Origin of the sequence: Aeromonas sp. A600620 (assembly GCF_029479985.1) — a bacterium.
Taxonomy (GTDB): domain Bacteria; phylum Pseudomonadota; class Gammaproteobacteria; order Enterobacterales; family Aeromonadaceae; genus Aeromonas; species Aeromonas veronii_A.
The window spans coordinates 373,154-387,922 of record NZ_JAAKXB010000002.1 but is presented as its reverse complement, the minus strand read 5'-3'; the positions used below and the strand labels follow the sequence as shown (position 1 = coordinate 387,922).

General features: G+C 57.6%; 14 protein-coding genes. 11 read left to right on the top strand and 3 right to left on the bottom strand.

The annotated features are described in order from the left end of the window. Positions 1–148: 148 nt before the first annotated feature. Complete coding sequence (locus G5533_RS04405) at positions 149–907, bottom strand: DeoR/GlpR family transcriptional regulator (protein WP_005347045.1); 759 nt, start codon at positions 905–907, stop codon at positions 149–151. Positions 908–1,009: 102 nt separating this feature from the next. After that, positions 1,010–2,368 carry a glycerol-3-phosphate transporter gene (gene glpT, locus G5533_RS04400; RefSeq protein ID WP_005337540.1) on the bottom strand — a complete coding sequence of 453 codons (1,359 nt, stop codon included), beginning with the start codon at positions 2,366–2,368 and terminating at the stop codon, positions 1,010–1,012. 489 nt (positions 2,369–2,857) lie between these two features. Between glpT and G5533_RS04395 the strand changes: the two genes are divergently transcribed. From G5533_RS04395 to G5533_RS04380, 4 genes are all read left to right on the top strand, one after another. Then, the gene (locus tag G5533_RS04395) at positions 2,858–3,706 is read left to right on the top strand and encodes an MIP/aquaporin family protein (RefSeq protein ID WP_005350866.1); all 849 of its coding nucleotides are present in this window, start codon (positions 2,858–2,860) and stop codon (positions 3,704–3,706) included. A 54-nt stretch (positions 3,707–3,760) separates the two neighbouring features. Then, entirely contained in the window at positions 3,761–5,263 is a 1,503-nt protein-coding gene (glpK, locus tag G5533_RS04390; protein WP_266135069.1) for a glycerol kinase GlpK, read from the top strand. 217 nt (positions 5,264–5,480) lie between these two features. Further along, entirely contained in the window at positions 5,481–7,457 is a 1,977-nt protein-coding gene (locus G5533_RS04385; protein ID WP_441254545.1) for a methyl-accepting chemotaxis protein, read from the top strand. Positions 7,458–7,650: 193 nt separating this feature from the next. Then, a complete protein-coding gene (locus G5533_RS04380) occupies positions 7,651–7,884 on the top strand; it encodes a hypothetical protein (RefSeq protein ID WP_019446771.1) in 234 nt (77 codons plus the stop codon). A gap of 171 nt (positions 7,885–8,055) precedes the next feature. On the opposite strand, the gene G5533_RS04375 is transcribed toward G5533_RS04380, so the two are convergent. After that, complete coding sequence (locus G5533_RS04375) at positions 8,056–8,958, bottom strand: LysR substrate-binding domain-containing protein (RefSeq protein ID WP_266135070.1); 903 nt, start codon at positions 8,956–8,958, stop codon at positions 8,056–8,058. Positions 8,959–9,152: 194 nt separating this feature from the next. On the opposite strand from G5533_RS04375, the gene G5533_RS04370 reads away from it, so the two are divergent. From G5533_RS04370 to G5533_RS04340, 7 genes are all read left to right on the top strand, one after another. Next, positions 9,153–9,551: a DUF6404 family protein gene (locus G5533_RS04370; protein WP_266135071.1), complete on the top strand. Its 399-nt coding sequence runs from the start codon at positions 9,153–9,155 to the stop codon at positions 9,549–9,551. Then, positions 9,538–9,900 (top strand): VOC family protein, encoded by a 363-nt coding sequence (locus G5533_RS04365; RefSeq protein ID WP_266135072.1) that lies wholly within the window; start codon positions 9,538–9,540, stop codon positions 9,898–9,900. The genes G5533_RS04370 and G5533_RS04365 overlap by 14 nt, the downstream gene beginning before the upstream one ends. A 265-nt stretch (positions 9,901–10,165) precedes the next feature. Then, complete coding sequence (locus G5533_RS04360; RefSeq protein ID WP_082044030.1) at positions 10,166–10,756, top strand: HEPN domain-containing protein; 591 nt, start codon at positions 10,166–10,168, stop codon at positions 10,754–10,756. A 210-nt stretch (positions 10,757–10,966) separates the two neighbouring features. Next, complete coding sequence (locus tag G5533_RS04355) at positions 10,967–11,263, top strand: putative quinol monooxygenase (RefSeq protein WP_064336428.1); 297 nt, start codon at positions 10,967–10,969, stop codon at positions 11,261–11,263. Positions 11,264–11,328: 65 nt separating this feature from the next. Next, entirely contained in the window at positions 11,329–12,132 is an 804-nt protein-coding gene (gene dkgB / locus G5533_RS04350) for a 2,5-didehydrogluconate reductase DkgB (RefSeq protein ID WP_421386128.1), read from the top strand. 550 nt (positions 12,133–12,682) lie between these two features. Beyond that, complete coding sequence (locus tag G5533_RS04345; protein WP_441254541.1) at positions 12,683–13,861, top strand: MFS transporter; 1,179 nt, start codon at positions 12,683–12,685, stop codon at positions 13,859–13,861. Between the two features lie 155 nt (positions 13,862–14,016). After that, the gene (locus G5533_RS04340) at positions 14,017–14,688 is read left to right on the top strand and encodes an NAD(P)H-dependent oxidoreductase (RefSeq protein WP_139746547.1); all 672 of its coding nucleotides are present in this window, start codon (positions 14,017–14,019) and stop codon (positions 14,686–14,688) included. Positions 14,689–14,769 lie beyond the last annotated feature (81 nt).

The window sequence follows — 14,769 nt, the reverse complement described above, 5'->3', positions numbered from 1 at the left end:
ATCGGCGGGTTAATAGCCAAAAAAACCAGATTGAATAGTGGTTTTTGCAATACCTATAAAGGGGTGAGATGGGTGCAGGGATGGTGGAGAGAAAGAGAAAGGAGGCCGCCCTGACGGGCGACCGGCACAGCCTTGGCGTGTTTCGCCGTCAGCAGATGTGGCAGGCGATCTGGTGTTGCGCCATCAATCGCGTCAGCTTTTCCGGTGGCTCCTGATCGGTAAAGAGGGCGTGGATCTGGCTGAGATTGCCCAGATTGACCATGGCATTGCGACCAAACTTGGTGTGGTCGGCGGCCAGGAACACCTGACGGGAGTGGGCGATGATGGCCTGGGCGATCTTCACCTCGTGATAGTCGAAATCGAGCAGGGAGCCGTCGTTGTCGATCCCCGAAATCCCGATGACGCCATAGTCCATGCGAAACTGGCCGATAAAGTCGCGGGTCGCCTCCCCCACGATGCCGCCATCGCGGTTACGGATCTCGCCGCCGGCAATGATGACGGTGAAGTCATCCTTGGCCGTCAGAATGCTGGCCACGTTGAGGTTGTTGGTGACGATGCGCAGCTCGCGGTGATCGAGCAGGGCGCGGGCAATGGCTTCGGTGGTGGTACCTATGTCGATAAAGAGCGATGAGCCGTCGGGAATATTGGCCGCGACCTCGCGGGCGATGCGCTCTTTCTCCTTGAGTTGCATCACTTTACGGGCGCTGTAGGCGGTATTGACGGTACTCGAATGCAGGGAGGCACCGCCATGATGGCGCCGGATCTTGTTCTGTTCGGCGAGATCGTTCAGATCCCGGCGAATGGTCTGGGGGCTGACGTCAAAGTGGGTCACCAGATCGTCGGTCGAGACAAATCCCTGCCGCGTCAGGACGTCCAGGATCTCCAGATGTCGTTGGGTTTGCTTCACGCTTGCACTCCGATGATGAGACAAAAAAAGGCCCCGGCAGATGCGGGGCCTTTTGGCAGTTTACCTGATCCCCTTTGGGATCAATAAGCTGAGGATCACGTTTTATGCCTTATGGGCAGCCGCTTTCTTGGCCGCAACGGCAATGTTCTCATGCTTGAGGGTCATCGCCAGCAGGATGATGGAGAGCACGCAGGAGACGGTCAGCACCATGAAGCCGCCATCCCAACCGAAGTGGTCAACGGTATAACCCAGCATGGCGTTGGCTGCCACGGCGCCGCCCAGATAACCGAACAGACCGGTGAAACCTGCCGCAGTACCGGCTGCTTTCTTCGGTGCCAGCTCAAGAGCATAGAGGCCGATCAGCATGACAGGGCCGTAGATCAGGAAGCCGATTGCCACCAGCGCCATCATGTCGATGGTCGGGTTGCCGGCCGGGTTGAACCAGTAAACCAGCACAGCCAGGGTCACCAGCACCATGAACAGGATACCGGCCGGTGCACGGCGGCCCTGGAACATCTTGTCAGAGATCCAGCCACACAGCAGGGTGCCAGGAATACCGGCCCACTCGTAGAGGAAGTAAGCCCAGGAGGAGTTGTCGACGGTGAAGTGCTTGGCCTCTTTCAGGTAGGTTGGCGCCCAGTCCAGCACACCGTAACGAATGAGGTAAACGAAAGCGTTGGCGATCGCGATGTACCACAGCAGTTTGTTGTGCAGCACGTACTTGACGAAGATCTCCTTGGCGGAGAACTCCTGCTCGTGGCTCTCGTTGTAATCCTTCGGATAGTCGTTCTTGTACTCCTCGATAGGAGGCAGACCGACCGATTGCGGGGTATCACGCATCACGAAGAAGGCGATCACCGCGATGGCGGCCGCCGCTGCCGCAGGCACATAGAAGGCACTGCGCCAGTCGTTGAACCAGCCCATCCCGAGGATAAACAGCGGGCCAATCATGCCGCCGCCCACGTTGTGCGCCACGTTCCAGACCGCAACCACTTCACCGCGCTCTTTCTGTGACCACCAGTGCACCATGGTGCGACCGCAGGGCGGCCAGCCCATGCCCTGTGCCCAACCGTTCAGGAACAACAGCACAAACATGATGGCAATGCTGGAGGTGGCCCAGTGCATGGTACCCATCATGAACATGATGGCAGCCGAGAGCAGCAGACCGGCGGAGAGGAAGTAACGGGCGTTGGAACGGTCAGAGACGTTCCCCATCAGGAACTTGGACAAACCGTAAGCGATGGAGACCCCGGAGAGCGCGAAACCGAGATCACCACGGGAGAAGCCCTGCTCGATCAGATAGGGCATCGCCAGACTGAAGTTTTTCCGTACCAGATAGTAGCCGGCGTAACCGAAGAAGATCCCGAAAAACACCTGCCAACGCATGCGTTTGTAGAAGGGGTCGACCTTGTCAGCCGGGAGCCTGTCGATGTGCGCCGCAGGCCTGAAGAGACTAAGCATGTTCTGCTTCCTTATTGTTGTTATGGGCGGTTGAGGATGCCCTGACCATTCCGACGAATCATGTGAGTCCACCGATTCGCAAGCGAGCCAATTGTGCTCATATGCGCTCATTTAATCTGTGATGCATGCTCAAATATTGCAGTTTTATTACAAATAAAAGCTCCAAATGAGAAATTGCTCAGCAAGCGCCAGCCCTTGTGTGGCAAGGGTTGCAAGCTACCCCCTAAGTGGTAATCGGCTGTTATCAAGATGCTTTACGTCACATTTTCTTAGCAATGAGTGGGATCTTGTCCACATTTCCTATGGAGGGGGGATGGTGAAATTAGCGGGAAGGGTTATTTTCTGTCACGACCGATAACGAGCGCAAACGAGCATATCGTTTGCGCAAGACGCAAAAACAACAAGGAAACGTTTTCGGCAGCAACGGATAGACACAAAAAGATAGAACGGAACATCAAACCTCTACGGGTGGATATAAGGAATAAAAGTATGAGCATACAAAGACCCAATACCCTGCTTGGTGAGTGCATCGCCGAGTTTATCGGAACCGGACTGCTGATATTTTTCGGCGTCGGATGTGTGGCGGCACTGGTGCTGGCAGGCGCCAACTTCGGGCAGTGGGAAATCTCCATTACCTGGGGTCTGGGTGTGGCCATCGCCATCTATGTGACCGGCGGCATTTCAGGTGCTCACCTGAACCCGGCTGTAACCCTGGCGCTGATGACCTTCTGCGGTTTCGACAAGCGCAAGGTGGTGCCCTACATCATCGCCCAGATGGCCGGTGCCTTCTGCTTCGCCGCCCTTGTCTACTTCCTTTATGGTAACCTTTTCACCCAGTGGGAAGTGACCCATAACGTGGTGCGCGGCAGCGTCGAGAGCCTCGGCACCGCCGGGATCTTCTCCACCTACCCCAATGCCCTACTGACCAATATGCAAGCTTTTGCCGTCGAGCTGGTGATCACCGCTGTCCTGATGCTGGGCATCATGGCGCTGGGTGACAACAACAACGGCGCCCCCAAGGGTTTCGCTGCCGCCCTGCTGATCGGTATCCTGATCGCGGTGATCGGTGCCTCCCTTGGCCCGTTAACCGGTTTTGCCATGAACCCGGCCCGTGACTTTGGTCCGAAACTGTTCGCGTTCTTTGCTGGCTGGGGTGATGTTGCCCTGACCGGTGGTCGTGACAACCCCTACTTCTGGGTTCCGATCCTTGGCCCCATCGTTGGCGCCCAGATTGGTACCGCTCTGTATGTCAAAGTGCTGGCTCCCTGCGTCCCGGGCAACCGTGTCGTCACCACCGAGCAAGCGACCCAAACCGCCAAAGAAGAGGCTGCCGCATAAGAGCGGCCCCCTCCAACGTATAAAAACGTGGAAAATAGAAACGTGGAGAACATCATGTCTGCTGAAAAGAAATATGTCGTCGCTCTGGACCAGGGAACCACCTCTTCCCGCGCCATCGTGTTTGATCAGGATGCCAATATTGTCGGTACCTCCCAGCGCGAATTCACCCAGCACTACCCGAAAGCGGGCTGGGTAGAGCACGACCCGATGGAGATCTGGGCGACCCAATCCTCTGTCTTTACCGAAGTGCTGGCCAAGACTGGCCTTCGCAGCGAAGAGATCGCCGCCATCGGTATCACCAACCAGCGTGAAACCACAGTGGTATGGGAAAAGGCCACCGGCAAGCCCATCTACAACGCCATCGTCTGGCAGTGCCGCCGCACCGCCGCCATCTGCGAAGAGCTCAAAGCACGCGGTCTGGAAGAGTATGTTCGCGAGAACACCGGCCTGGTGCTGGATGCCTACTTCTCCGGTACCAAGGTGAAGTGGATCCTCGACAACGTGGAAGGTGCCCGCGAGAAGGCGATGAACGGCGAGCTGCTGTTTGGCACCATCGACACCTGGCTGGTCTGGAAGATGACCAATGGCGAAGTGCACGTCACCGACCCGACCAACGCCTCCCGTACCATGCTCTACAACATCCGCGAGCTGAAGTGGGATCAGAAGATGCTGGACGAGCTGGGCATCCCCATGTCCATGCTGCCGGAAGTGAAACCCTCTTCCGAAGTGTACGGCTACACCACCCGTGGTGGCGGCTCCCGCATCCCCATCGCCGGTATCGCCGGTGACCAGCAGTCTGCCCTGTTCGGCCAGCTCTGCTTTGAAAAAGGGATGGCCAAGAACACCTACGGCACCGGCTGCTTCATGCTGATGAACACCGGCACCGAGCCGGTTCGCTCCAGCAACGGCCTGCTGACTACCGTTGCCATCGGCCCGAAAGGGGAAGTGAACTACGCGCTGGAAGGTGCGGTGTTTATGGGCGGCGCCACCATCCAGTGGCTGCGTGACGAGCTGAAGATCATTCACGATGCCCGCGATACCGACTACTTCGCCTCCAAGGTGGGTGACACCAACGGCGTCTATCTGGTACCGGCCTTCGTCGGCCTAGGCGCGCCCTACTGGGATCCCTATGCTCGCGGCACCATGGTCGGCCTGACCCGTGGCGCCAACCGCAACCACATCATCCGTGCCGCGCTGGAATCCATCGCCTATCAGAGCCGCGATGTGCTGGATGCCATGCAGCAAGACTCCGGCATCAAGCTGGCTGCCCTCAAGGTAGACGGCGGCGCCGTGGCCAACGACTTCCTGATGCAGTTCCAGGCTGACATGATGCACACCCCGGTGGTACGTCCGACCCGCATCGAGACCACCGCCATGGGCGCTGCCTTCCTAGCGGGTCTGGCAGTCGGCTTCTGGAAGAGCTCCGACGAGCTGGAAGACAAGTTCAGCGTGGACCGCGAGTTCATCCCGCAGATGGACAGAGACGATCGCGCCAAGCGCTACAACGGCTGGAAAAAAGCGGTTGAGCGTTCACGCCGTTGGGCTGAAGAGGATTGATCGGGCTCCCGACATTCCGTTGAGATAAACACCAAGGAGGCCGACCATCACGCCGGCCTCTTTTTGTCTACCCCTTGCCGGCCCTCCCCTCCCGTTGCTCCCCCTGTTTTTATCTGGTGAATCTTGTTCTCACCAACCGTCACAACACAATTGAGTTCTCTATCTATAATCATCATCTGGGTCGCATATGCGGCCTTTCTTTATGGAGGAGAGAAATATGGAGAGGGCGATACACCGTTTTACACTGCACTCACTCTGGTCAGGGCTCGGGATCCGCACCCGGATCCTCTCCGGCGTAGCGATACTGATGGTTATCGCCATCAGTTGCATCACCCTGATCCTCGAGCAGATATCCCACACGCAGGCACAGCAGCGGGTCGAACGCTATGAACTGCCAAGCAGTGTGGACCGCATTGCCAACCAGCTGACCGCCCAGCTGACCCAGCACCTGACCGAGGCGCAAGCGCTCGCCAGCAACAGCTTCGTCATCGACTGGCTGACCGCTGGCATGCCAGAAGCTGAGTGGCCCGAGATGGAGCGCTACTTTCAGGCTCTGCAACGACGTCTCGGCGGTAACGTCTTTATTGCCCCTCGCCAGACCAACACCTTGCTCAACTTCAGTGACGGCCCCACCGCCCAGAAAGCGCTGAGCGAGTCAGACCCGAAAGATGAGTGGTTTTACGGTTTTCTCCAGCGCAATCAACCTTACGAACTGAACCTCGACATCTCCGATTTCAACCAGCGTGCCTCCCTCTATATCAACACCGCCGTCACCCACGAGGGCAAGACCCTGGCGGTGGCCGGTACCTCCATCGACATGAGCATCCTGAGCAAGCTCATCAGCAGCTATCGGATCGGCAAGAGCGGTCAGGTCTATCTGGCGGACATGGAGGGCAATATCGAGATCCACCCCGCACTGGAGCAAAAAGATGCCGCTCACCATCAACAATCCTTTCTCGATACCGTCAAACGGCTTATCCCCAAGGCTGGGGAACAGGTGGCAGTTGAGGCACTGACGCTGGAGGGAGAAACCTACCTTCTTGCTGTACGCTACATCCCCACCCTCAACCGGCTGCTGATTGGCGAGATCAACAGCGCCGAGTTGGAAGAGGGATTACATGAGTCACGCCAGCTCATCATCATGGTGTCGCTCGCCATCGGCACTCTGGCGATGCTGGCCTCCGCCTGGTTGGCTCACTCCATCAGTCGCCCGATTCGTCAGGCTGCCGATGGCATGCACCACATCACCGCCGATCGGGATCTGGCGACCCGCCTCGACTTCTCCGACGAGTCGGAGCTGGGCCAGATGGCCCAGAGCTTCAACCGGCTGATCCAGAGTCTTAACCAGAGCTTCTCCCGCTTCCAACAATCGGGGAGTGCCCTCTCCGCCCAATCCTCGCAAACCCTTCATCAGGCGCAGGCACTGGCGGGAGAAGCGTGCCAGCAGGCAAGGAGCATCCAAGAACTGACCAATGTAGTCGCTGCTATCGGCAGCAATGCCGAGCAGATCGCCAGCCGTTCCGAGGGGGTCAGCGACGTGACCCGGCGCATCGCTGACCACATGCTCAGTGTCGAACAGGATGTGATCCAGAGTGCCGATCGTCTCGATACTTTGCGCAGCAGCATCGGCACCTCGTCCGCGCTGCTTGAAGAGGTGGTCAAGGACAGCAACAACATCACCCAGATCATGAACCTCATCCGCGATGTCTCGAACCAGACCAACCTGCTGGCCCTCAATGCCGCTATCGAGGCTGCCCGGGCAGGGGATATGGGGCGGGGCTTTGCGGTGGTGGCCGACGAGGTGCGCCAACTGGCGGTGCGCACCCAGACCGCCACCAAGGATGTGCAGGATCTTATCTTGCGTCTGCAGGAGGGTACCCGGCAGGCCAGCAGCTCGATGGCAGGCTCCCACACCCTGAGCGAAGAGGGCTATAGCCGGATGCATCAAGCCAGAGAGGTGCTGGTCGATGCCACCAGCCAAATTAACCAGACAGCAAGGGAACTCAACGAAATCAGCGCGCTGGCACAAGCTCAGGATCAACAGATGGGGCAAGCCAGAGCTGCGCTTGACGAGCTGGCCATGGTGGCCGAGCATCAGCGTGAACACGCAGAGGAGAGCAATGCCGCCAGCCGCGAACTGTTCGAACTGGCCAAAGCCATCGACGAGCAGATCCGCCAATACCGGATTGGCTAGACCCGGCGCTTCCCCCTCTCCCTCTCAATAACCAAGACGCCACCGCAGGGTGGCGTTTTCATTTTGCAAATCATTTTGCCTGCGCTCTCGAAACGGGAATGACGACAAGACTTGCAAACCATTGATAATTAACATGAAAAAATGTGGAACGGCCATTGCTTAGTGATATCAGACTCAACAGAGGGATATCGCCATGAAACCCACCACCAATCAAGCGCCCGTAGCCCACGTCGCCACTCAAAAAGAGACCCTGACCCCCCGCGAAGGCACCTTCCTGATGATGGTGGCCCAACTGGTGGTGCTCACCTGCATCGTACTGGCCGCCACCGTCGGCGGCCTCTCCTGGCAGTGGACCCTACTGCTGGCCATTCCACCGGTGATCGGCGGCGCCCTGCTCAGCCGGGTATGGGGCAAATTGCCCCGCTAACTGCGCTTCAGCTCACACACCTTCCCGAACCGGCGGCCGACCCTCAAGTCGGCCGTCTGTTTATCTGCCGCCTGGCTCATGCTGATTGGCCGCAACGAAGGCGCGGCTTGTTTTTCGTTAAGCAAACCGCAACGACGAACCGTTCAAACAAACCGCACAAACCAACCTGAACTACAGGGTATGGCTGCCCAGCTGCTCTTTGAGAAAATCGAGCCAGACCCGCAGCCGGATATCCCGCTGGGCATCGGAGTAGAAGACCGCATTGATGGGGCGCGAGGCGCCACTGTTGCTGCGGGCCAGCACCTCCACCAGCGCGCCGCTCTCCCGATCCGGCCCGGTCATGAAATCTGACAGACAGACGATCCCCTGCCCCGCCAACGCCAGCTGACGCAAGGTTTCGCCGCTGCTGGCTCGCAGGCTGGGGGTAATGGCAAAGCGATCCCCCTGCTCGGCACTGAGCAGCGGCCAGTGGTTGAGGTGATCGGGATGCAAAAAGCCGAGCAGCTCGTGACCGCTCAGCAGATCCGCCGGTTGGCGCGGGGTGCCGCGCTCGCTCAAATAGCCAGGGGAAGCCAGCAGCCGCAACCGCGAACGGCCCAGTGGCAGTGCGCGCAGTGAGGAGTCGGTCAGCTCGCCGATGCGGATGGCCATGTCCACCCGCCGCTCCATCAGATTGATAAAGCCCTCCGAACTGTGCAGCTGCAACTCGATGGCAGGGTAGCGGCGGCGAAACTCGCCGATGATCGGCACCAGCCGGTGCAGAATAAAGGGGGTAGCGGCATCTACCCGCAAGATCCCCTCTGGTTGCTCCCGGCGCATCAGCAGATGCCCCTCCGCCTCGCTCATCTCGGTCAGGATCTTCACCGCCCGCTGATAGAACCAACTCCCCTCCTCGGTCAGACTGACCCGGCGGGTGGTGCGATTGAGCAAAACGGTTGAGAGCTTCTCCTCCAGCCGCTTGATGCCACGGCTCACCACCGAGTTGTCCATGCCGAGGTTCTCCGCCGCCTGGCGAAAACTGCCCGCCTCCACCACCGCCACAAACAGGGTCAGTTCATCAGAATGGGTCTTCATTGCTGTTATCCGGACAAGAGTAATGGGCCTTTATAGGCGCAGCCGCTGTGGATTGGCAAGCGTGCGGTGAGGCCAGTTCTTTTTTCTACAGAAAAAGAACGTGACCGCGAGCCCACATCATGCCCGCGATTTGTCAGTACAATGCAGCCTGAAAAGCACCGTATGACACCACTTATTTCACAAGGATGAATACCATGACATTTGAAGAGCGGCTGGCCGCCGCCCATCAGGAGCTGGCTAACAAAGGGGTATGGCAGTCCAACTACAATCCCCCCTTGTTCTGGTTGTTGCGCCAACTGGGTTGGTCTGTCAAACCGCCACATTACGAGAGCTGGCTTACCAACTTTCTGGTATTTGGCATCGGCCTTGGACTGATCTGGAGCATACTGTTGTGGTTTTTCAGCTGGCAACCCATGGGAATGGATCTGCTATTTGCTCTACGTCAAACCGCATTTTTTGCGGGATTTATCGGCCTCATTATGGCCAGTGTCCTCAGGTTACGGCATAAGCAACTTAAACTGACCCCGTGGGAACAACTTGCTGAGCCCAGCGATGCTGATGATGAGGGAGACGAACTGAATGAAAGCCCATGAAAAACTGGACTATGTGGAGTTTGCTGCGCGAGATCTTGCCGCTACCAAGGCATTCTTTCAGGCCGTATTTGGCTGGCAATTTGTCGATTACGGCCCCGACTACTGCGCCTTTGCCGATGAGGAGCTGGATGGCGGCTTCTATCGGGCGGATCAGTGCAACCTGACAGATCAGGGCGGCGCCCTGCTGGTCTTCTACAGCGCAGATATTGAAGCGACCCAAGCCAAGGTGAGCCAACACGGAGGCATCATCAACCGCCCTCTTTTCGATTTTCCCGGTGGCCGTCGTTTCCACTTCGTTGAGCCCAGCGGCAATGAGTTTGCCGTCTGGGCTGAACCGGCTTGTGCGTGATGGGTTAGTGGGAGAAGCATCCACACGATGCGCCCCAACAATATCCATAATCAGCCGTGATCTCTTACAAATATCTAAAAATACTAATTAATAACTTGTTTTGTGATCTTGCCGATGCAATTCTTTGGAAACAATGAAGTATCATCGACATTCAATGCTAATGTTTGTTATTAGCATGATGCTGCTCTTGTATATATGTTTTTAATATCCATACATTGAATACCAACCATACAATATTTAAATACCGTTTTATCTGGAAGGGATTATGTCAAAAGCAATTCAAGGATTTGAATACGCAATAAAGGATGCTGAAGAGTTATTAGCCCATTTTGATAGTGTAAATGCAAACCCACCTCCACCAAACAGCGAAGTACTAAAACGAGCAGGACTTGTAATGGCACTCACTGCATGGGAAACCTATGTAGAAGATCGTGTTGTCGAAGAAATGCATAAAAAGCTTGCGATTGTTCAAGGTAGCTATCTTGGTGATTTTATATTAAAAAAACTTCATACAGATTTGAAAACATTCCACAACCCTAGCTCCGATAAAACAAAACGAATTTTTCAAGACTATTTAGGGTTTGATGTCACTGAAGGGTGGCGGTGGTCAAATTACGAGCCAGATAAAGCCAGATCAACATTGAATCAATGGATTAAGAAGCGTGGGGATGCAGCCCATCGATCAAAACCTATAAACTCAGGAATTCCATCAGCTCATTTGATTAAACGTGACGAACTTGAAAAAGTAATCAGATTTATAAAAGACTTGGTGAAGGCCACCGACAACTATGTCAATGAAAAGATAGATCAGCACCATGCTTCTGTTTTTGAGAGACAGCATCAGATATCAAGCTAAACAACTGAAAAAAAAGTGCTGTATCTTGGCTATTCCATAATAACTACGCAAGTCTATACAGCTCTAACTATCACTTGACACCGACTTTGTCGGTGTCATTTATCGGATCCCATTGCTGCTCTCCCCTCAATACTGTTTTGCAACCAGCGCCCTGTTTCCAGCAAGTCACGGCAGGCATACTGACCCTTCGTTTTTGCCAAGGAGGTTCAGATGTCATCACCCGTGATTGTGATTGCCCAGCTTGAAGCCAAACCCGAATTCGCCGCCCAGTTTCGCGCCGCCCTTGAGCCGCTGATTGCGGCCACCTTGCAAGAGGCGGGCTGCCAGCGCTATCAGCTGCATCAGGATCTGGACAATCCACACAGCTGGATGCTCTACGAGGTATGGGAGAGCGAGGCGGCCCTCACCGCCCATCAGGGCCAACCCCACTTTACCGAATTTGTCGCCAAGGCCGAGCCCTGGTTTGCCAGCAGCACCATTCGCCGCTATCAGCCGCTGGGCGCCTGACTGGCCCCTGTGCCACTTTCCACTTAGCCCATCAAGGGCCAACCACCACCCCATTGAGGAACAAGATGATCAATATGCCACCCATGGGTCTGGGCACCTTCCGCCTGAAGGGCGAGCCGCTGCTTGCCACCCTGACCAACGGTCTGGAGCTGGGCTATCGCCATATCGATACCGCCCAGATCTATGACAATGAAGCCGAGGTCGGCGCCGTGCTGACCCGCAGCACTGTTGCTCGCCACGAGATCTACCTGACCACCAAGGTGTGGACCAGTGAGTTCGGCCCGGGCAAGCTGATCCCGAGCCTTGAGGTGAGCCTGGAAAAACTGGGCACCGACTATCTGGATCTGGCGCTGATCCACTGGCCCTCCCCCAAGGATGAGGTGCCGATGGCAGTCTATCTGGAGCAGTTGGCCGAGGCCAAGGCCCGGGGCCTGACCCGGGAGATCGGGGTCTCCAACTTCACCGTGGCCCAGCTCAAACAGGCTATCGAGATTTTGGGGCCGGGGGCCATCGCCCACCAGCAAATCGAAGTTCATCCCTTGCTGCAAAACCGCAAGGTGGTCGAGTTCTGCAAAGCCAACGGTATCGCCGTCACCGCCTATATGCCGCTCGCCTATGGCAAGGTGCTGAGCGAGCCGCTGCTGATGGAGATTGGCAGACGCCACGGGGTATCGGCGGCGCAGGTGTCGCTGGCCTGGCTGCTGGCACAGGACATGACAGTGATCCCGAGCTCCACCAAGCGGGAGAATCAGGCCGCCAATCTGGCCGCTCTCGATATCACCTTGAGCAGCGAGGAGATGGCCGCCATCGCCACGCTGGATCGGGGCGAGCGCTGCGCCAACCCGGACTTTGCCCCGGATTGGGATTAAACGGGAAGGGAGACATGGGCTCTCTTGCTTCGACGGCGGATACCGGCAACTCTCACGAGCCTATTGCAACTGCGAACTATCCCCTCTCCCGACGGGAGAAGGTCAGAGTGAGGGGGCAAGCGACCTCCCCCTCATCCCTAACCCTTCTCCCACAAGGGGAGAAGGGTGCAAATAACGCTCAACGACATTTTTCAGCAAAATCGGGAGGTATCATGCCTCCCGCTTTTTTTGCCCTTTCATCTCACTCGTTGCTCATTCCCCCACGCACAGCAGGTTCAGCCAACCCTGTCTCCTTACATTACCCCCGCCCCCGTTTCCTCTTTATACCCTACTCGCTCAACACGCTTTGTCTCTGCTTTCCAGTCACTTCGATCTCATCTCTCTTCCCCCCTCTTTGCGGCCACTCTTGTCTCTCCCATTCCCCTCCTACTCATCGCTATTGCTGCTGATTTGGCAAAAGTAATTTGCTGTCACCGTCATTTTTACCAACAAAACCCATCGGCATACTGGCGCCATTCTCCCGTCGGGAGTCCCTAACCAAGGAGTTGTTATGCCACTGGCGTTATTTGCCCTTACCTTAAGTGCCTTTGCGATCGGCACTACCGAATTTGTGATAGTGGGGCTTATCCCCACCATCGCCGAGCAGCTCAATGTCTCGCTCCCCTCGGCGGGCCTGTTGGTCAGCCTCTATGCCCTTGGGGTGGCCATCGGCGCCCCTGTGCTCACGGCGCTCACCGGCAAGGTACCGCGCAAGTGGCTGCTGATAGGGCTGATGGCGCTATTTACCGCCGGCAACCTGCTGGCCTGGCAGGCCCCCGGTTACGAGAGCCTGATTGTGGCCCGCATCCTGACCGGACTGGCGCACGGGGTCTTCTTCTCGGTGGGCAGCACCATCGCCACGGGTCTTGTGGCCAAAGAGAAGGCGGCGAGCGCCATCGCCATCATGTTCAGCGGCCTAACTGTGGCGCTGGTGACCGGCGTACCGCTCGGCACCTGGATTGGTCAGGTCTTTGGCTGGCGTGAAACCTTTCTGGTAGTGAGCCTGCTCGGCCTCGTCGCCATGGTGGGTAGCCTGCTGCTGATCCCGGGCAACCTGCCCAAGGGAGCAGCCTCGACCATCCGCGAGCAACTCTCGGTACTGACCAAGAAGCCGCTGCTGCTGGTCTACACCAAGACCGCCCTCGGTTATGGCGGCGCCTTCACCGCTTTTACCTTCCTCGCCCCCATCCTGCAGCAGGTGAGCGGCTTTAGCGCCGGTGCGGTGAGCCTGATCCTGCTGGTGTACGGGGTATCGGTCGCCATCGGCAATATCTGGGGCGGCAAGCTGGCCGACAAGATGGGCCCATTGCCGGCGCTGAAGCTGCTGTTTGCCGGTCTGGCGCTGGTGCTGCTGGCCCTCACCTTCACCGCACCCCATCCGGTGCTGGCCGTGCTCACCGTGCTGGTGTGGGGCGCCTTTGCCTTCGGCAACGTGCCGGGTCTGCAGGTGCTGGTGGTGAAGCAGGCCGAACTGCACACCCCCAAGGCAGTGGATGTGGCATCGGGCCTCAATATTGCAGCCTTCAACGTCGGCATTGCGCTGGGCTCCGTGGTCGGTGGCCTGGTGGTTGAGCACCTCGGCCTGATGCACACCCCCTGGATCGGCGCCCTTATCGTGCTGCTGGCCTACGGGCTGACCCATGTCAGCGAGCGCCACGAAGCCCTCCGGCTCGCAGCCTGTCAGGCATAAGCTGCGCCAGCAGGCGTCACGCAAGGGCGTGGCGCCTGCTGCAATCGGCGCGGCAGGCTTCTATGCTGTGACACAGCGCCAACCCGGCAACTGTTTCAGTAACTTTTTCAGCAACCAAGCCTGTCACCCTCGCATCATTTGCCACGGAGTCTGTTATGAAGGTGCTTATTGTCTATGCCCATCCCGAACCCAAAAGCTTCAACGGTGCCCTCTTCTGCCACGCCATCAGGGCGCTGGAGCAGGCGGGTCACACAGTGATGACCAGCGATCTCTATGCCATGGGCTTTGATCCCGTCTCGGATCGGCGCAACTTCACCGCCGCCAGCGATCCCGATTTTCTCAAGCTGCAACTCGAAGAGCTGGCTGCCACCGAGCAAGGCAGCTTCGCCCCGCAGCTGGAGCAGGAGATGCAAAAGCTGGAGGCGGCCGATCTGCTGATCTTCCAGTTCCCGCTCTGGTGGTTTGGCCTGCCAGCCATCCTCAAGGGGTGGGTGGAGCGGGTCTTTGCCATGGGGCGGGTCTACGGTCAGGGCCATATCTACGAGAGCGGCAAGTTTCGCGGCAAGCGGGCGTTGCTGAGCCTCACCACCGGCGGCCCTGCCGAGACCTATCTGCCCGACGGCTTCAACGGCGATATCGACGGGGTGCTGCGCCCCATCCAGCGCGGGATCCTGCAATTTGTCGGCTTCGACGTGCTGCGCCCCCATATCTGTTATGCCCCGGTGCGGGTCTCGCAAGAAGAGCGGGAAGCCTGGCTCGCCCAGTGGGCCGAGCGCCTTGGCCAGATTGAGCAGGAGTCCCCCATCGCGGTCGGCCGCTACCAGTAACGGCTGACGCAGCTGACACTCTCCCCCCAAAAGCACAAAAACAGCGAGCGGCACCCGGCCGCTCGCTGTTTTTCACGCTCT